This window comes from Adhaeribacter radiodurans (genome assembly GCF_014075995.1).
In the GTDB taxonomy this organism is placed as follows: Bacteria; Bacteroidota; Bacteroidia; order Cytophagales; family Hymenobacteraceae; genus Adhaeribacter; species Adhaeribacter radiodurans.
Map to the genome: position 1 here is coordinate 5,705,726 of NZ_CP055153.1, position 18,290 is coordinate 5,724,015.

The following is an 18,290-nucleotide window of genomic DNA, read 5'->3' on the forward strand; positions in this document are numbered from 1 at the left end:
TTGAGATTTTGAAAATTATCGAGTTTCTTTCGCCTCGCAAAAAATTCAGGTTTTTAAATCTGGCAAAATCAACCTTATTCCATTATACTTTAACCATGTAGAAAGCAGCGTTAAAGTTTTTTTTAGTTTTTATAAACGTTCGCATGATAGTTTTAAAATTTGGCGGTTCTTCGGTAAGTACCCCGGAGAACATCTTAAAAGTACTAGGAGTGGTAAAATCACATTCCTCGGTGCATGAATTAGCAGTAGTAGTTTCGGCATTTGGTGGCGTTACAGATAGCTTAATTAGTATTAGCCGGTTAGCCGAAAAAGGCGACCTGACTTATAAGCAAGAGCTTAAAAAAATTGAAGATCGTCACCTGAGCACCGTTAAAGAGCTTATTCACGCTACGCGCCAAAGTGCTATTATTGCTAATGTAAAATTTTTACTCAACGAACTCGAAGATATTTTACAAGGGGTATTTCTGGTAAAAGAACTAAGCCTGAAAACGCTGGATTTTATTCAAAGTTTTGGGGAGCGTTTATCGTCGTACCTGGTAGCAGAAGCGTTCAAAGAAAATGGGTTACCCGCATTTGCCGCCGATTACCGCCAGCTTATTGTTAGCGACCGGACTTACGGCAACGCCAAAGTACAGTTTGAAGTAACCAATGCCCGCCTTAAACAATACTTAACTGGAACCGACGAAATATCAGTAATTCCGGGTTTTGTGGCTACTACCGAACACGGCGAAACTACCACGTTAGGTCGGGGTGGCTCAGATTATACGGCTGCTATTGTAGCAGCGGCTCTTGATTCGGCTAGCCTGGAAATCTGGACCGATGTAAACGGTATGATGACCGCTGACCCACGTCGGGTAAAAAATGCTATTCCGATTGAAGAATTATCGTACGAAGAGGCGTTGGAACTCTCCTATTTTGGAGCAAAAATTATTTATCCGCCTACCATTCAGCCGGCACTAAGCAAGAAAATTCCGATCCGGTTAAAAAACACCTTCGAACCGGATGCACCCGGAACCTTAATTACCCACAACCCACGGCAAAGCGAAGCCCCGGTTAAAGGAATTGCATCTATCGAAAATATAACTTTGCTTACTATTTCGGGTAGTGGCATGGTGGGTGCCAGTGGTATTGCCATGCGCTTTTTTGGCGCTTTAGCCACCCAAAAAGTAAACGTTATTTTAATTACCCAAGCTTCGTCGGAGCACGCTATCAGCGTTGGTATTAACCAACGCGATGCTACCCGGGCGCAACGAGCTATTGAACAAGAGTTTCAGTTAGAAATTCAAGCCGGAATAGTAGATAAAGTAAATATCCAGAGCGATTTGGCCATTATGGCCCTGGTAGGATCAAATATGAGAAATACACCAGGTATTGCCGGTAAATTATTCAGTTCTTTAGGCCGGAATGGCATTAACATTATAGCCATTGCCCAGGGAACTTCGGAGCTCAATATTTCCTGCGTTATCCAGAAGAAAGACGAAGAAAAAGCGTTGAATACCATACACGAAGCCTTCTTCCTTTCGGATATAAAAACCCTGCATTTATTTGTAGTGGGTACCGGTACGGTGGGTGCCACCTTATTAAAGCAAATTAAAAATCAGGCTCCTAATTTATATAAAACTTTAGCGATTGACATAAAGCTGATTGGCCTTACCAACAGTAAAAAAGCGGTATTTAATGAAACCAGCATTCCGTGGTCTAACTGGGAAGAGACTTTAGAAAATGATGGACAAGAATCGAACATTGAAGTATTTGCAGACCGGATAGCCGAGCTAAATTTACCGAACGCCATTTTTGTAGATTGTACTGCTAACCCAGAAGTAGCTGCCACTTATAAGTTTTTACTGGAAAGAAGCATTTCTATTGTAACACCTAATAAAATTGCGGCTTCTAGTAATTATCATACGTACAAAGAATTAAAAAGCCTGGCAGCTAAACGGGGGGTAAAATATTTATATGAAACCAACGTAGGAGCCGGCTTACCCATTATTAGCACCCTCACCGATTTAATCCGGAGCGGAGATACCGTATTAAAAATTGAAGGAATCTTCTCGGGCACGATGAATTATTTGTTTAACACCGTAAGTGCCGATAAAAAACTAAGTACGGTGGTGCAGGAAGCCATGGATTTAGGTTACGCCGAACCCGATCCGCGCATTGACCTGAGCGGTAAAGATGTGGCCCGTAAAATTATGATTCTTGCCCGCGAAACTGGCGACAATCTGGAATTAGAAGATGTGCATATTAAACCATTCTTACCAGCTAACTGCTTACAGGATTCTGCCATGGATGAGTTTTGGCAAAACCTGCGTACGTACGAAGATACTTTTGAAGCGCAACGGGCCGAAGTAGAAAAACAAGGGAAAGGTTACCGCTTAGTAGCGTCTTGGCAAGATGGTAAAGCCCGCATTGAATTACGCGAAGTAGAAAAAAGCCATCCGTTTTATTCGGTTTCAGGTTCTGATAATATTATTCTGTTCACCACCGAGCGTTATAAAACGCAGCCATTAATTGTGAAAGGTTCTGGTGCCGGAGCAGAAGTAACTGCTGCCGGCGTATTCGCTGATATTATTCGGATTGCCAATTAGAAAATAGTCCATGGTCCATCGTTGATGGACATCATCATGGATTTAACCAAAAGATATTACCATGGACTGTCGTCTATGGTCTATCGACTAAAAAAATGAAAGATAGTAACAGTATAAAAATATTCTCGCCGGCTACCGTTGCAAACGTGGCCTGCGGATTCGATATATTAGGATTTGCGCTCGATAACCCGGGTGATGAAATTCAGGTAAGTATAAAGGATAGTCCGGGCATTTCGGTTCTGAATCAAACGAAGGACACCGTATTTCCGGCGGACGTAAACAAAAATACGGCGGTAGTTTCGTTACAGGCGTATTTATCGCACTTAGGCTCCGACCAAGGATTTGAAATTACTTTTACCAAGAAAATTAAGCCCGGGAGCGGTATTGGTTCCAGTTCGGCGAGTGCAGCCGCTAGTGTTTTTGCCGCCAATGAATTATTGGGTAATCCCATCAGCAAAGAAAATCTGGTGCAGTTTGCCATGCAGGGCGAAAAAGCCGCTTGCGGCGTAGCTCACGCCGATAACGTAGCCCCTGCCCTCTTAGGCGGTTTTGTATTAGTTCGCTCCTACGACCCCTTGGATATTATTTCTATCCCCTACCCCGAAGAGTTATACTGCACCATTATTCATCCGCAGATTGAGGTAAAAACCGAAGATGCCCGCAAAATTTTGCGTCAGGGTATTTCGCTGAAAGACGCTGTTAAGCAATGGGGTAACGTAGGCGGTTTAATTGCTGGTTTAATGAAAGGCGATTACGCACTTATCGGACGGTCGCTGGAAGATGCCATAATTGAACCTATCCGCTCTATTCTGATTCCGGGTTACGATGCCGTGAAAGAAGCCGCCTTGGAAGCTGGCGCTTTGGGTTGTTGTATTTCTGGTTCGGGGCCCAGCATGTTTGCCTTAAGCCGCTCTGCGGAAGAAGCTAACCAGATTGCCGCCGCCATGAAAAAGGCCTTTACACACTACGAAATTGATAACATTGATTACGTATCAAAGGTAAATAATCAAGGGCCGAAGGTGATTTAATTTATGCACAGGCATTAAATTATAGTTTACTTTTACTTTTTAAGTAATCAGACTGAATCAAATACGGCTTTCCTGAATATAAATAATAAAACAAATAAAACATTACCCCCTGGACTATCAATTGTGGCCCGTGGACTAAAAATTAAAACCATGTCTTTTTACAGTACCAACCAGCAAACCCCGCACGTAAGTTTGCGCGAGGCCGTAACTAAAGGTTTAGCCGATGATAACGGTCTTTTTATGCCTTTAGAAATTCCGGAACTACCGCATAGTTATTTTGAGATTATTCAGGAAAAGTCATTACCTGAAATTGCGCTGGATGTGGCCGCTACCCTGTTGCGAGGCCAGATTGAAAGAGGCATACTGCAGGAAATTGTAGAAGAAAGCCTGAATTTTCCAATTCCGGTGGTACCGGTTCACGGCCGCATCCATACCTTGGAATTATTTCACGGACCAACTTCGGCGTTTAAAGATGTAGGTGCTCGGTTTATGGCCCGGTTGCTGGCGCACTTTGTAAAAGGCAGCGATCAGGAATTAACTATATTGGTAGCTACCTCCGGCGATACGGGGAGTGCGGTGGCCAACGGCTTTTTAGGCGTACCAGGCATTAATGTGGTAATACTATACCCGCATGGTAAAGTTAGCGACATTCAGGAAAAGCAATTAACTACCTTAGGTCAAAACATCAAGGCTTTAGAAATTGACGGTACGTTCGACGATTGTCAACGCTTAGTCAAACAAGCTTTTCTCGACCAGGAGTTGAACCAACGCATGCAGTTAACTTCGGCTAACTCCATCAATATTGCCCGGCTTATTCCGCAGTCATTTTACTATTTCCACGCTTATGCCCAGGTAAAACATTTAAGTGAGCGGGTAGTGTTTGCTACGCCCAGCGGAAATTTTGGTAACTTAACCGGTGGATTATTGGCTAAACGCATGGGCTTACCCGTAGCTAAATTTATTGCAGCTACTAACATAAACGATATTGTACCGGAGTTTTTAACCAGTGGCAATTTTAATCCGCGGCCTTCTACCCAAACTATTTCCAACGCCATGGATGTGGGCAACCCTAGTAATTTCGTACGTCTCATGGATTTATATAACCAATCCGGCGATGCTTTGGGCGAAGACGTAGTAGGTTATCGTTTTACCGATGAACAAACTAAAATGCTAATGCGCGAAGTATACGAAAACCACGGTTACATTTTAGATCCGCACGGCGCTATTGGGTACGGCGCTATCCGCGATTACCTGGCTACCGATCCGGAAGCAATTGGTATATTCCTGGAAACTGCGCACCCGGCTAAATTCATGGATGTGGTAGAAGACGTTATCGGACAAAAAGTAAATATTCCGGAGAACCTGCAGGTAGTTATGCAAAAAACAAAGCAGTCTACCCGCATGAACCATAGTTACGACGATCTAAAATCTTGGCTATTGACCCGGGCTTAAAATTTAAAAATCCTTGCAAGGTTAAGCTAATCTGCCATAAGAGCAGCATTGCCAGTGTCTTTATGGACACTGGCATTTTTGTCTAAAATCACTTATAAAATTGAGTCTTATAGATTTTTAGCCCTTTGCACTTTACCTGATAAGCACTTGTTATGGAACCTACAGCTAAGACTTCTGCCAAGTACGTTTAAACTATTGCGTAAAAATCTGTTTTTTTTCTTTTAAAGAAATTGCAATGATTAAGCCATTAAATTTAAATTTTTCAACGATTAACACGAACAAAATTATTTTTAATACTTAGGCTTGGATATTTTTAAATAATTTCTGCATCTTTATTGAACGGCTTTATTTTTTTAATTTTCTGCGATTTTAGAAGAATAAAGTAGTATAATTGAATCTAGCAGAAAACTTAAATCAGATATTATTTTGTTTTCTGCAGTATAAATTACTGACGTAACCGGAGATTTCCGGATCGGCAGGTAAAGTCTGGCAACGTGCCAGCTTCTGTTGTTTTGAATATATTTAATCATTTTCTACCATGAGCGACAAGGTCCATATTTTTGACACGACGTTACGCGACGGCGAGCAGGTGCCCGGCTGCCAATTAAACACCAAAGAAAAAATTGAAGTAGCAAAAGCACTGGAAGAACTAGGCGTAGATATTATCGAAGCTGGTTTTCCGATCTCCAGTCCCGGCGATTTTACTTCTATTATTGAAATATCAAAGGCAGTTTCGGAGCCAATAATTTGCGCGCTAACCCGGGCCAAAAAAGAAGACATTGATTGCGCCGTAGAATCGCTAAAATATGCGAAACGCAAACGCATCCATACCGGCATTGGTGCTTCGGATATGCACATTCAGTACAAATTTAATTCTACCCGCGAGGATGTACTGGCACGGGGTGTTTACGCCGTAAAATACGCGAAGCAATTTGTAGAAGACATTGAGTTTTACGCCGAAGATGCCGGCCGGGCCGATTTGCCGTTCCTGGCTAAAATGATTGAAGAAGTAATTGCGGCTGGAGCTACCGTTGTAAATATACCAGATACTACCGGCTATTGCTTGCCCTGGGAATACGGCGCTAAAATTAAATATTTAAAAGAAAACGTAAAAAATATTGATCAAGCCATTATCTCGGTGCATTGCCACAACGATTTAGGCTTGGCTACCGCAAACTCCATTGCTGGGGTTATTAATGGTGCCCGCCAGATTGAATGTACCATTAACGGCATTGGCGAACGGGCCGGTAATACCTCCTTAGAGGAAGTGGTTATGATTATGAAAAGCCACAAAGAACTGGAATTAAACAACCGGATCAACACGCCGCGGATTTACCCTACCAGTCGTTTGGTATCGCGGTTAATGCGCATGCGCGTACAACCAAACAAAGCCATTGTGGGCGATAATGCTTTTGCGCACTCTTCTGGTATTCACCAGGATGGCTTCCTGAAGCACCGCGAAACGTACGAAGTAATTGATCCGCACGATGTAGGGGTAGCTGATTCTTCGATTGTGTTAACGGCGCGCAGTGGCCGGGCCGCTTTAAAACATCGCCTGGAAAGCTTAGGCTATTTTGTTACTAAAGAAGACATCGACGAAATTTACCCGGAATACCTGGTAATGGCCGATGAATTAAAAGTTATTCAGGACGAGCATTTAACGGTGCTTTTTCAAAAATTAGAAACTAAACGGGAGCAAGCCGCTGTTAAAACCAACAGCTAATTTTACAAATGAGTAGTTCCGATAAAAAAACCTTATTTCAAAAAATCTGGGATGCCCACGTGGTAACCAGCATTCCGGACGGTCCGGATGTATTATACATCGACCGGCATTTAGTACATGAAGTAACTAGCCCGCAAGCTTTTGCCGGTCTGGAAAAAAGAGGTATTGGGGTATTCCGGACACAGAATACTGTGGCTACTGCCGACCATAACGTACCTACCATTAATCAGCATTTACCTATTTCGGAGCCGCTGAGTAAATTTCAGGTAGATAAACTTACTGAGAATTGCGCAAAGTTTGGCGTAAATCTGTACGGTTTAGGCCATCCTTTTCAAGGGATTGTGCACGTAATCGGGCCCGAGTTAGGCATCACGCTGCCCGGCATGACCATGGTATGCGGCGATAGCCACACTTCTACGCACGGTGCTTTTGGTACTATTGCCTTTGGTATAGGTACCAGCGAAGTAGAGCAGGTTTTAGCTACTCAATGCTTAATGCAAAACCGGCCTAAAACCATGCGCATTAACATCGAGGGGGAACTGGCTAACGGGGTATTATCGAAAGATATTATTCTGTACATTATTTCGAAGTTAACCATGGGTGGTGCTACCGGCTATTTTGTAGAATATGCTGGTTCGGCTATTCGCAGCTTAAGCATGGAAGCCCGCATGACCATCTGCAACATGAGCATCGAAATGGGTGCCCGTGGTGGTTTAATAGCTCCTGACGATACTACTTTTGAATATATCCGGGGTCGGGAATTTGCGCCGAAGGGTGCCAAATTTGAAGAAGCTGTTGCTTATTGGCGTACACTCTTCACTGACGAAGGTGCTGCTTTTGATGTAGAATTCACCTACGATGCCGCCGATATTGCCCCCATGATTACCTACGGTACCAATCCAGGTATGGGCATTAAAATCGACGAAACGGTACCAACCCTGGCCGATATTAAAGAAGAAAGTAATAAAGCTTCTTTCGATAAATCTTTAGCTTATATGGGTCTTCATCCGGGCGAACAATTATTGGGCAAGGAAATCAATTACGTGTTTATTGGTTCCTGCACCAACTCCCGCATCGAGGACTTACGCCTGGTAGCTCAGTTTGTAAAAGGCAAGCACAAAGCACCCAATATCAACGCTTTGATTGTACCGGGATCTAAACAAGTAGAACAACAAGCCCGCGAAGAAGGCATTGACCAGATTTTCCGGGAAGCCGGTTTTGAATTGCGAGAACCTGGTTGCTCCGCTTGCCTCGGCATGAACGAAGATAAAGTTCCCAAAGGTGAATACTGTATTTCTACGTCTAACCGGAATTTTGAAGGCCGCCAGGGACCGGGTGCCCGTACTTTGTTGGCTAGTCCGTTAACTGCGGCAGCTACGGCTATTGCGGGCAAAATAACGGATGTTCGGGAGTTAATTTAAGTGTACCAAAATGGAAAAATTTAAAAAAATAACATCGAGCGCGGTTCCTTTACCGATTGAAGATATTGATACCGACCAGATTATTCCGGCCCGGTTCCTAAAAGCAACTACCCGCGAAGGTTTTGGCGACAACTTATTTCGCGATTGGCGCTACGACAACCAAAATAACCCCAAACCAGAGTTTGTACTGAACAATCCGCAGTACAGCGGTAAAGTTTTAGTAGCCGGTAAAAACTTTGGTTGTGGCTCCAGTCGGGAACACGCGGCCTGGGCTATTAACGATTATGGTTTTAAAGTAGTTATTTCGAGCTTTTTTGCCGATATTTTTAAAGGGAATGCCTTAAACAATGGCTTGCTGCCGGTGCAGGTATCCGAAGAGTTTTTAGCAACTATTTTTGCGCATATTTTTGCCGATAGAAACACCGCATTAGAAGTTAACCTGGAAGAACAAACCGTGCGTATTGCCGGCACTGACTTAGTAGAAAAATTTGATATTAATCAATACAAAAAAACCTGCTTAATAAACGGCTACGACGATATTGATTACTTGCTAAGCTTGAAAGACCAAATTGAAACTTACGAGAAAACCAGCAAATACCTAAGTCTGGTAGATTTAAAGCAGGAAGCGGAGGCATAGATTTAGCTATAAATTATTAGTATTTAGACTTACATTAATAAAACAGAGAAGCCCGGTTTAAATAAACCGGGCTTCTCTGTTTTTACTTCTTACTCAAAGATATCGGGTAATTAGGTGGCAGTTCCGGATTTTTCAGGCCGGGAACATAAAAAGTAGCCAGTGTTTTTGCCAGATAAGGATGAAAGCCGCGTTGGTTGGTGAGCACTATAAAAGTGAGCTTCTGGTCATCGAACCGCACGTAATCGGCTAAAGCGGGTCCACCACTGTGGCCGGATAATTTATGACCCTGGTACATCTCCGAAGCAAAACCAATCCCGAAATCACCTTTGCCGCCGGCTTTAAGCGGCACATTGTTTAGTACTAAATTCTGAGTAGCCGGAGTTAAAAATTTTCCTTCGTCCAGAGTCTGGGCTATCTTGGCTAAATCCAGAATAGAGGTATATACGCCACCCGCGGTATAGCCGGTACTGCCAAACTGCATGTCGCTTACTTTATAATCTGTCTTTTGCCAGGAGTACACAGCAGCTTCTTTCGGCAAAACGGCGTGCATCCGGATAAAGCTATCGTCGTTGTTGTTAACAAAGGTATGCTGCATGCCTAAAGGGTCGAGCACATAGGTTTTCAGCACTTCATAGTACGGTTTCTTTAGTCTTTTTTCAATGATGTATTGCAAAATCCAATAATCCGAACTTACATAGAATGATTTAGTGCCCGGCTCATAGGTCATTTCTTGTTTTTTGGCTAGTTCAAAAGCTTCTTTGGTGGTTTTGGCTTTAGAAAAATCCCCAATCCAAATGCCTGACTGGTGAGCGGCTAGTTGTTTAATAGTGATGGGCTGCCAGTAATACGGAATAGAATCAAGTAGTTGCCCCAAAGTCTGGTCAGGCAGCAAAATCTTCTCATCAAATAGTTTACCCAGTAACAAGGCTGCAAATAATTTACTGCAGGAGGCCGTCTGAAAAACGGTTTCGGGATCAACTGGTGCCTTCCAGGAGAGGTTGGCAAAACCATACTGTCCTTGTTGAATAATTTTCCCGTCTTTTACCACGGCATAAGCCAAACCCGGAATATGCTCGCGTTGCATAATATCACGCACAAACGCGTCGGCTTCTTTTTTAAAGTTTTTCTGGGCCATGGCGCCAGTTGTTACAAATAAAGCTAATACTAGCAGGCAACTCAGTTTTTTTAAATTTTTCATTTTTTCGGATAGATGTATGATACGAGGTACACCACAAAGATGGCGCATTTGCACCTGCAACATCAATCGCATATAAGGGTGAATTTAAATAGCTTAAAAGTAGGCGTATCCCATAAAAGGGTGATATTACAGTTCGGGCATTTTAAAGGTATAGCGGATGTGTTATCTTTGGTAGTAACCTATTGGTATGCAAAAATTTAAAACAACTTTTATTTGGACGATTGCGGTAGCGGGAATTCTCTTTGCAAATTTCAGGGGAGTAAGTGCGCAATCCCGTTCGTATGTATACCAGCACCTCGACCGGGAAGATGGACTAGCCAGCAGTATTGTACTGGCTATATTGCAAGACCGGGAAGGGTACATGTGGTTCGGCACCGATAATGGTTTGCAACGCTACGATGGCCGTAAGTTTACGCATTACCGGCACCAGTCACATAATCCCAATAGTTTAGGTTCGGATATTATAGAAGCCTTACTGCAGGACACTAAAGGAAATATCTGGATTGTTTCTCCCACCAGCATTACTCGTTTTTCTCCTGGCCAGAATACGTTTACCCGGATTCCGGTTTTAGCCCAGTTTAAAACCAACGGCTTGCCCCGGCAATGGCAACTTCAGGAATGCAACAGTAACCTGCTCCTTAGTTCCCAGGATGGGTCAGCTAGGGCTATATTTAACTCCGCCAAACAAGCTTTTCTGCCGGTTACTGCCACAGAGCACAATTTATTTTGCACCCCGGCACCCGTAAACAATGCCGTTTCTTTGCCCGGTAACGAACAGTATAACTTTTATAAAGACAAACAAGGCAATACGTGGGCTGGGGCGGAGCAATTTTGGGTGCAATACGCCGGAACGGCTACTTTCCAACGTGTGCCCCCGGGCAATTTGGCTCGTTATTCCTTAATTTATAACCACATTTACAGTATTACGCAAAATAAGGAAGGCACTATCTGGCTAGGTACCGATAAAGGTATTTATTATTTTAATCCCGAAAAACAGCGGTTTTTTACGGTTACTACCGCATTTGATTCCGAGAAAAATACTCCGGAATCAGATGCGGTTTCCGGATTTCTGGAAACTATTACCGGCGAAATCTGGGTAAGCTCGGTTAATAAGGGTTTGCGGGTCTATAATCAACAATTTAAACTACTCCGCACGTATCAACCATCTCCGAAAGGCTTTATCCAGCAGGCTTCGTGCGTAATAGAAGACCGCCGACACCAGGTTTGGGCGGGTGGCAATGGCATGTTGTTACAAATTAAAAATGCAGGTATTTCTGCCAAGCCCTTCAGATTTCCTTTATTAAAAAATCAGGTAATGGTAAAAGCTGCTTTAGATTCTTCCGGCATTATCTGGTGGGGAACCAATACCGGTTTATTAATTCGCCATAACCCCACTACCAACCAAATGACTCCTTTAAATCTAAAAAATCAAACAGGAGGAGCGGACATAGGTCAGATTAAACGTATTCTGTTGGGGCAGGATGGTTCGCTGTGGATAGCCACTTCGTTAAACGGAGTATTTCGGTTAAATGCCCTTACCGGCAAAGTAATGGACCATTATACCACTGCTACCAGGCCCCACGGCTTACTTAGCAACGAAACCGGCGAAATGATTTGGTTAAACGATTCTACGCTCGTTATCTCTACCAACCAAGGACTCCATTATTTAAATTTTAAAAACAATAACGTTACTTACCTCACCACCGCCAATGGTTTACCCGCTAACGCTGTTCTTAACTTAATTAAAGCTTCTGATAAATATTTATTTCTGACTACCCAATTCAGTTTAAACCGTTGGAACCTGCAAACCAAAACGGCCACTGGTTACGGAATACGTGATGGCTTAGTAAATGAATCGTACGCATTTAATACGGGCTACCAATTACGCGATGGCCGCCTGTTATTAGGCACCTTGCAGGGATTTTATTATTTCCATCCAGATAGTTTAAATAATATAGAACTCCCCCCGGATGTAAGCATAACCGGCTTCCGGATTTTTGACCGGAACCTACCGGTAAAAGAATCAACTTTGCGAAAAGATGGATTGCATTTAACCTACAATCAAAACTTTTTTACCATTGAATTTGCTGCTTTAAATTACTACGACGATGGCAAAATTAGCTACGAATACCAGCTGCAAGGCGTTGACCCTGCTTGGCGGAATGCCGGCTCCAACCGCTTTGCCAGTTACACAAATCTTAATGGCGGAACATATCAATTTAAAGTAAGAGCCCGCTTGTCGGATGGCACTCTTTCCCGGCAGGTCACCTCATTTCCGCTGGTAATTGCCCAGCCTTTCTGGAAAACCTGGTGGTTTATCTGTCTGATTCTTTTATTGCTGGCTGCCCTAGGGTTCGGGATATATAAACTACGCATTAACCGGCTACTAGCTTTGCAACAGGTACGCACCCGTATTGCCCGCGATTTGCACGACGATATGGGCTCTACCCTGAGTACTATTACTATTTTCTCGGATATGGCGAAGCAGCAAGTCCTGACCAATCCTGCTGTTACGCAGAATTATCTGAACAAAATAAGCGATTACTCGCACCAGATGATGACTACCATGGATGATATTGTCTGGTCGATTAACCCCCATAACGATTCGCTGCAAAACCTGACAGCCCGCATGCGCGAAGTGGCTACGGAACTTTTAGAAGCAAAAAACATCGCGTTTTCCATCGAAACCGACGCAGCTTTAAACACTACGCGTTTACCCCTGGAACTGCGCTACGATTGTTTTATGATTTTTAAAGAAGCGTTGAACAACATAGCCAAATACGCGCAATGTTCTCAGGTTTGGATTAATCTAAGCGTTACAGCAAATATATTTTTTTTAAAAATAAAAGATAATGGGCAGGGATTTGATGTGTCAACTGCGAATTCCGGTAACGGATTATTGAATATGCAGAAACGGGCCCAAAACAGAAACGGTCACATCAATATTAAATCAGGAATGAGTCAAGGCACCACTATTGCTCTGGCGGTTCCGCTTTCCGGTATTAATTTTAAACCTACAAGAGTATGATTAAGATTTTGCTCTACGAAGACAATGCTCCCCTCCGCGAAGGGCTTTCCATGCTTTTTAATGGCACCGAGGGTTTTACGGTTCTGGCCGCTTTTCCGAACTGTAACCATATAATCAATCAGATAGAACAATATCAGCCCGATGTTATTCTCATGGACATTGACATGCCCGGCATGGGGGGAATTGCCGGTTTAAAACTCATCCGGAGCCATCATGAACGGGTAAAAGTGGTAATGCTAACTGTTTTTGATGATAACGAAAATGTATTGCACGCCATGCAAGCAGGCGCCGATGGCTATTTATTAAAAAAAACACCTCCCGCTAAGCTCCTGGAATCGGTGCGCGATGTTTACGAAGGCGGCGCTCCCATGACCTCTTCTGTGGCCCGGCAAGTTTTGCAATTATTTGCCTATCAGCCACCCGCCAAAGAAACAAACTACTACCAGTTAAGCGACCGCGAAAAAGAAGTTTTACACTGGCTCGTAAATGGCTACAGCTACAAAATGGTGGCCGCGCAACTGTTTATTTCCCTGGAAACAGTACGCACCCACGTAAAAAAAATTTACGAAAAATTGCAGGTAAACTCTAAAACCGAAGCGGTAGCCAAAGCTTTTAAAGATAATATTCTGTAATCTATTTGCTCCCCATTATGTGCATCCTAAGAAGCGCATTAAGGCAATTACTGGTTATATCCAGAATTCCAATCTTAAGCCGCTTTCTATTTTACTAAATGAAGGCTTAATATAAATGCGCTTTTCCTTAACCCAAATGATGGTTAAGGAGAAATAAACGTCAGCTCGCTAGGCACCTTGCCGAATTTTTTCTTAAAAGAATGCGAGAAGTGAGCCTGGCTTTCAAAGCCCAGATCTAAATAAATGGCAGAGGGTTTCTGGTGCTTAATCTCAATAAGATATTTTGCTGTAGTCAACCGCTTATCCTGCAACCAACGACGGGGTGGTGAACCGAACGTTTTTTGAAAATCACGTTTAAAACCCGCCAGGCTGCGACCAGTTAGCTGTGCAAATTTCTCAACAGGAACATTAAAATGAAAGTTACTGAGCATAAACTTTTTCAGGTCAATCTTGTAAGGTTCTGAAAAGTCGAACAGGAAGTTGCGAAGCCCGGGCAAAGCAAGCAATAGCAGTTTAACCCCTTCTTTTACTTTCAGAATTCCCATTTCGTCTGTCATAGCTGCTCCTGAGCTTCGGGCGTATGGTACAATAGATTGAAAATATCCCTGCAGAAATTCGTTAGTTGGAATTAAGACGTTAGGCGGACCAATATATTTGCCGTCTGCCTGCAACTTTTCTTCTAACGCTATCTTGCGTAACAAGTCTTCCTGCAGGGATATCACAATGGTTTCATAATTCCCTCCGGGCAGCGGTGTTTTAGTAAGCGTACCCAACTGATTTTTGCCAATCAGCAGCATTTCTCTCCCAGCCATCCCAGCCATCGAAATTTTTTGCTCGGAGGTTTCTAGGGTAAACTGTCCTGAAACCTGCAGTATCAAGGTAGGATTGTTCCAAAAACATACTTTCTCCCTACGCTCGGCTGAGAGGTACGAATAGAAAATTACGCCGGGGAGAATTTCTGCGGGACTGGTCATTTAGCGTTGTAAGTAAGTGCTGCCAAGTATAGCGCCTGTGGCAAAAGTAGTGTTTAAGGTGTTCATTTCCTCCGGCGTAAATACAATATCCATCGCTGCCATGTTTTCCGGCAAGCGAGACCGGCGACTCATACTAACTAAAGGCATAATTTGATTGCCTTGCTCCTTTACCCAGGCAATTGCAATTTGTGTGGGCGTATAACCTTTGTTGCTGGCAATCTGCTTTAAAATTTTAACTTTTTCCAAGTTATGCATTAAGTTTTCACCTTGAAAACGAGAGAAATGGTTACGATAATCGTTTTCGGCAAGCGGTACTTTCATGTCGCTGGTCAATAAGCCTTCAGCAGTATTAGCGAAGGCCACTATGCCGATGCCTAGCTCCTTTGCTGTTGGCAGCAGTTCGCTTTCTATCTGGCGGTCGGCCAGTGAGTAACCAATTTCCAACGCACTTATAGGATGAATAGCATTGGCTTTACGAAGTTGGTTAGCGGTAATTTCCGATACGCCAATGTAACGAACTTTTCCTTCTTTAATCAGGTCGGCAACTGTTCCAATAATGTCTTCTACCGGCACGCTGTTATCCATCCGGCTAGGCTGGTAGAGGTCAATGGTATCAACACCCAAACGGATGAGAGAATAATTTATAAAATTCTTGATGGCGATGGGGCGCAGATCCATTCCCAGCCACTGACCGTTGTGAAAGATAGCGCCAAATTTTACGCTAATAAAGGCATCGTCTCTCCTGCCTTTAATGGCTTTGCCTATCAGCATCTCATTATGACCAGCACCATAAAAGTCTCCGGTGTTCAAAAAATTAATACCACTATCCAATGCTTCATGAATTGTAGCAATACTTTCTGTTTCGTCGGGTGTAGAACCGCCCCAGATAGAAGACATACGCATACAGCCTAAACCAAGCTTAGATACGAAAGGACCATTTAGGCCCAACTGAATTTTTGTGATGTTTTTCATAATGCAAAGATCAACATTCAAACCAGTTAGATGTTTCTTCTATGGCTCAAATGCTTTGCCTGTACGGCTCACCACAATTATTATTTTAATTTATAACTTATAGATTTGATTTTACTATCAAAAAAGACTGTTTTCTGATAGAATTCCCTTTAGGCAAATTGATGCTTCTTCTAATCGGTAAAATAGCAATAAACAAAGTGGCAATCTAACGGTAAAGTTCACATCCGTTACTTCTTCGGTCAGCGCCCGCAAACCATACCTTTCGCTAATTCGTTTATTCTGTGTTATTATATTACTGCTGCTACACGATTCAAAAAATAAGCCTTTGTTTTAAAATGTGTAGTAGTGGCAAAGGCGGTTAAACCCAGGCAAAATATCCGAGTTTTATCCGCGTTTAAAAATTACCGTGCTTGAATAAAACTTGTTTAAATTTTTACCAGAAAGCCATGAAGCAGTTGCGCTTACTTTTCAGCTTGATTTTATTTTTATTTATAACTAGTTGCGACAAAGAAAAATCGGATGATAACACCACTCCCACTCCTGACCCGAACGTAAATCCTCCGGCTATTACTGATTATACGCTTACCGAAGCTTTTCCTGCTTTAAAGTTTGATAAACCCGTGGAGTTAACCAGCCCTGATGATGGCACTAACCGGATTTTTGTGGTAGCGCAGAACGGTAAAATTCACGTATTCCCTAACCTAACTACGGCTTCGGAAGCTCCGGTATTTCTGAACTTAAGCCCGAAAGTGGCTACTGGCGGTGAGCTGGGCTTATTAGGGTTAGCTTTTCATCCGGATTACAAAACTAACGGCTACTTCTACGTGAACTACACCCGGGGTAATCCGCTAACAACGGTTATTTCCCGATTTAAAGTAAGTGCTGCTGAGCCTAATGTAGCTGATCCTAACAGCGAACAGATATTGCTAACCTACGCCCAACCATATAGCAACCACAACGGTGGTAAGCTCGCATTTGGCAACGATGGATACTTGTATATTGCTTCCGGAGACGGCGGTAGTGGCGGCGATCCACAAAACAACGCCCAAAACCTACAAAAGCTTTTAGGTAAAATTTTAAGAATTGATGTAAATGCTCCATCTGGCAATTTGTCTTACGCCATCCCCACCGATAATCCTTATAAAGGCAACACCGAGGGTTTCCGGGAAGAAATTTACGCTTATGGCTTACGGAATCCCTGGCGCTTTAGCTTCGACCGGCCAACGGGCACTTTATGGGCTGGCGACGTAGGTCAGGGCAACATAGAAGAAATTTCTATTATCAAAAAGGGCAGCAATTATGGCTGGAAAATCCGGGAAGGAAATACTTGCTTTGGAACGGCGAATTGCGATTTAACTGGCCTGGAAGAACCTATTTGGAGTTATCCGCAAAACACCGAAAACGGTCGGTCTATAACCGGAGGTTACGTGAGCCACGATAAAAATCTAACTGGTTTAGAAGGCAAATATATTTACGGTGATTACGTATCAGGTAATATCTGGGCTTTAACTTTTAACGGAAACCAGACCGTTACAAATGAATTAATAACCAAAGCAGCCGATAATATTTCATCTTTCGGGGAAGACAGCCAACAAGGACTTTATATTTTGGGTTATTCGAGCGGTAAAATCTATAAGTTTACTTCCAAGCAATAAATCAATTTACTATTTATTACAAAACTACAATCTAACCTAGCCCCCTTGAAGTGCACCCAAACCCATTAAAATAATGGTCAGGTCAATTTTATTAAACTCGTCTTTGTCATATAAAGAAGTTTGTTTGTTTAATCGTTGATTGCTCTTTTTCTACTGCCGTAAACATTAAAGAGCGTATCACTAGCTTTATTATAGTAATATTTAAGTCAATTTAACGTTTTTTGAATACCCAGCTAGAAGCAAAGTAAGACTTGTTTAATTTTCTTCTTAATTTTGCCGGCAGCATTCCCGATAGTTTTAAAAGATTTTTAACAGAACTTTATTTTGGTCAGGAATGCTTTCCTTTACTCAGCGAATTAGATTTCAGAAAGCATTTTTTAATATGATATACCCTATTACTGCCTACGGTGACCCGATTTTACGGTCTAAAACCAAAGAGCTTACAGATAATTACCCGGATCTAAAAAAATTAGTAACTGATATGTATGATACCATGTATCATGCGCACGGTGTAGGACTAGCAGCCCCCCAAATTAGTAAAGGTCTTCGTTTGTTTGTGATTGATTCGGCACCGTTCGAAGAAGATGAAGAGAAGAAGAAGTTAGCTGTAAAACAAGCTTTTATTAATCCTCAAATTTTAGAAGAAAACGGCGACGAATGGGCTTTTGAAGAAGGTTGCTTAAGTATTCCGGGCATACGGGAAGATGTTATCCGGCCCGCAAATGTAATTATCCGGTATTTCGACGAAGATTGGAACCAGCACGAAAAAACGTTTGACGGCATGGTGGCCCGCATTATTCAGCACGAATACGACCACATTGAAGGAGTTTTATTTACGGATCATTTATCAGGTTTCCGCAAACGCCTGTTGAAAAGCAAACTTACCAAAATAAGCAAGGGTGACGTAGATGCTGATTACGTAATGCGCTTTTACAACAGTAAAAAGCTTTAGATACTTACGCTAGCTAAAACATCTTATTAG

General features: G+C 42.7%; 13 protein-coding genes. 10 read left to right on the forward strand and 3 right to left on the reverse strand.

Annotated features, from left to right (window positions below):
* Positions 1–143 precede the first annotated feature (143 nt).
* From thrA to leuD, 6 genes are all read left to right on the forward strand, one after another.
* Positions 144–2,588, forward strand: coding sequence for a bifunctional aspartate kinase/homoserine dehydrogenase I (thrA, locus tag HUW48_RS22705; protein ID WP_182413105.1), 2,445 nt, complete (start codon positions 144–146; stop codon positions 2,586–2,588).
* A gap of 95 nt (positions 2,589–2,683) precedes the next feature.
* Positions 2,684–3,616 carry a homoserine kinase gene (locus HUW48_RS22710; protein WP_182413106.1) on the forward strand — a complete coding sequence of 311 codons (933 nt, stop codon included), beginning with the start codon at positions 2,684–2,686 and terminating at the stop codon, positions 3,614–3,616.
* 150 nt (positions 3,617–3,766) lie between these two features.
* Positions 3,767–5,068 carry a threonine synthase gene (thrC, locus tag HUW48_RS22715; protein WP_182413107.1) on the forward strand — a complete coding sequence of 434 codons (1,302 nt, stop codon included), beginning with the start codon at positions 3,767–3,769 and terminating at the stop codon, positions 5,066–5,068.
* 538 nt (positions 5,069–5,606) lie between these two features.
* On the forward strand, positions 5,607–6,791 hold the full coding sequence (locus HUW48_RS22720; RefSeq protein WP_182413108.1) for a 2-isopropylmalate synthase: 1,185 nt from the start codon (positions 5,607–5,609) through the stop codon (positions 6,789–6,791).
* A gap of 8 nt (positions 6,792–6,799) precedes the next feature.
* Positions 6,800–8,212: a 3-isopropylmalate dehydratase large subunit gene (gene leuC / locus HUW48_RS22725; RefSeq protein ID WP_182413109.1), complete on the forward strand. Its 1,413-nt coding sequence runs from the start codon at positions 6,800–6,802 to the stop codon at positions 8,210–8,212.
* A gap of 10 nt (positions 8,213–8,222) precedes the next feature.
* Positions 8,223–8,849 (forward strand): 3-isopropylmalate dehydratase small subunit, encoded by a 627-nt coding sequence (gene leuD, locus HUW48_RS22730; RefSeq protein ID WP_182413110.1) that lies wholly within the window; start codon positions 8,223–8,225, stop codon positions 8,847–8,849.
* Positions 8,850–8,931: 82 nt separating this feature from the next.
* Here the strand turns inward: leuD and HUW48_RS22735 are convergent, their stop codons facing one another.
* Positions 8,932–10,047, reverse strand: a complete 1,116-nt coding sequence (locus tag HUW48_RS22735) for a serine hydrolase domain-containing protein (protein ID WP_182413111.1) — start codon at positions 10,045–10,047, stop codon at positions 8,932–8,934.
* 187 nt (positions 10,048–10,234) lie between these two features.
* Here HUW48_RS22735 and HUW48_RS22740 point away from each other — a divergent pair, with 187 nt between their 5' ends.
* Together HUW48_RS22740 and HUW48_RS22745 are read left to right on the forward strand one after the other, a co-directional pair.
* Positions 10,235–13,075 carry a ligand-binding sensor domain-containing protein gene (locus tag HUW48_RS22740; protein WP_182413112.1) on the forward strand — a complete coding sequence of 947 codons (2,841 nt, stop codon included), beginning with the start codon at positions 10,235–10,237 and terminating at the stop codon, positions 13,073–13,075.
* A complete protein-coding gene (locus HUW48_RS22745) occupies positions 13,072–13,707 on the forward strand; it encodes a response regulator transcription factor (RefSeq protein ID WP_182413113.1) in 636 nt (211 codons plus the stop codon). The genes HUW48_RS22740 and HUW48_RS22745 overlap by 4 nt, the downstream gene beginning before the upstream one ends.
* A gap of 143 nt (positions 13,708–13,850) precedes the next feature.
* Here HUW48_RS22745 and HUW48_RS22750 read toward each other — a convergent pair whose 3' ends face one another.
* Positions 13,851–14,681, reverse strand: coding sequence for a helix-turn-helix domain-containing protein (locus tag HUW48_RS22750; RefSeq protein WP_182413114.1), 831 nt, complete (start codon positions 14,679–14,681; stop codon positions 13,851–13,853).
* Positions 14,682–15,653, reverse strand: a complete 972-nt coding sequence (locus tag HUW48_RS22755) for an aldo/keto reductase (protein ID WP_182413115.1) — start codon at positions 15,651–15,653, stop codon at positions 14,682–14,684.
* Between the two features lie 410 nt (positions 15,654–16,063).
* Between HUW48_RS22755 and HUW48_RS22760 the strand changes: the two genes are divergently transcribed.
* Both HUW48_RS22760 and def read left to right on the forward strand, forming a co-directional pair.
* Positions 16,064–17,308: a PQQ-dependent sugar dehydrogenase gene (locus HUW48_RS22760; RefSeq protein ID WP_246343587.1), complete on the forward strand. Its 1,245-nt coding sequence runs from the start codon at positions 16,064–16,066 to the stop codon at positions 17,306–17,308.
* 382 nt (positions 17,309–17,690) lie between these two features.
* Complete coding sequence (gene def, locus HUW48_RS22765) at positions 17,691–18,260, forward strand: peptide deformylase (RefSeq protein ID WP_220463960.1); 570 nt, start codon at positions 17,691–17,693, stop codon at positions 18,258–18,260.
* Positions 18,261–18,290: the final 30 nt, after the last annotated feature.

Bases quoted from the DNA above. Each gene is read 5' to 3' on its own strand.
- HUW48_RS22750 (WP_182413114.1), bottom strand. From the start codon at position 14,681: ATGACCAGTCCCGCAGAAATTCTCCCCGGCGTAATTTTCTATTCGTAC.
- HUW48_RS22710 (WP_182413106.1), top strand. From the start codon at position 2,684: ATGAAAGATAGTAACAGTATAAAAATATTCTCGCCGGCTACCGTTGCA.
- def (WP_220463960.1), top strand. From the start codon at position 17,691: ATGATATACCCTATTACTGCCTACGGTGACCCGATTTTACGGTCTAAA.
- leuC (WP_182413109.1), top strand. From the start codon at position 6,800: ATGAGTAGTTCCGATAAAAAAACCTTATTTCAAAAAATCTGGGATGCC.
- HUW48_RS22720 (WP_182413108.1), top strand. From the start codon at position 5,607: ATGAGCGACAAGGTCCATATTTTTGACACGACGTTACGCGACGGCGAG.
- thrA (WP_182413105.1), top strand. From the start codon at position 144: ATGATAGTTTTAAAATTTGGCGGTTCTTCGGTAAGTACCCCGGAGAAC.
- thrC (WP_182413107.1), top strand. From the start codon at position 3,767: ATGTCTTTTTACAGTACCAACCAGCAAACCCCGCACGTAAGTTTGCGC.
- HUW48_RS22745 (WP_182413113.1), top strand. From the start codon at position 13,072: ATGATTAAGATTTTGCTCTACGAAGACAATGCTCCCCTCCGCGAAGGG.
- HUW48_RS22740 (WP_182413112.1), top strand. From the start codon at position 10,235: ATGCAAAAATTTAAAACAACTTTTATTTGGACGATTGCGGTAGCGGGA.
- HUW48_RS22755 (WP_182413115.1), bottom strand. From the start codon at position 15,653: ATGAAAAACATCACAAAAATTCAGTTGGGCCTAAATGGTCCTTTCGTA.
- leuD (WP_182413110.1), top strand. From the start codon at position 8,223: ATGGAAAAATTTAAAAAAATAACATCGAGCGCGGTTCCTTTACCGATT.
- HUW48_RS22735 (WP_182413111.1), bottom strand. From the start codon at position 10,047: ATGAAAAATTTAAAAAAACTGAGTTGCCTGCTAGTATTAGCTTTATTT.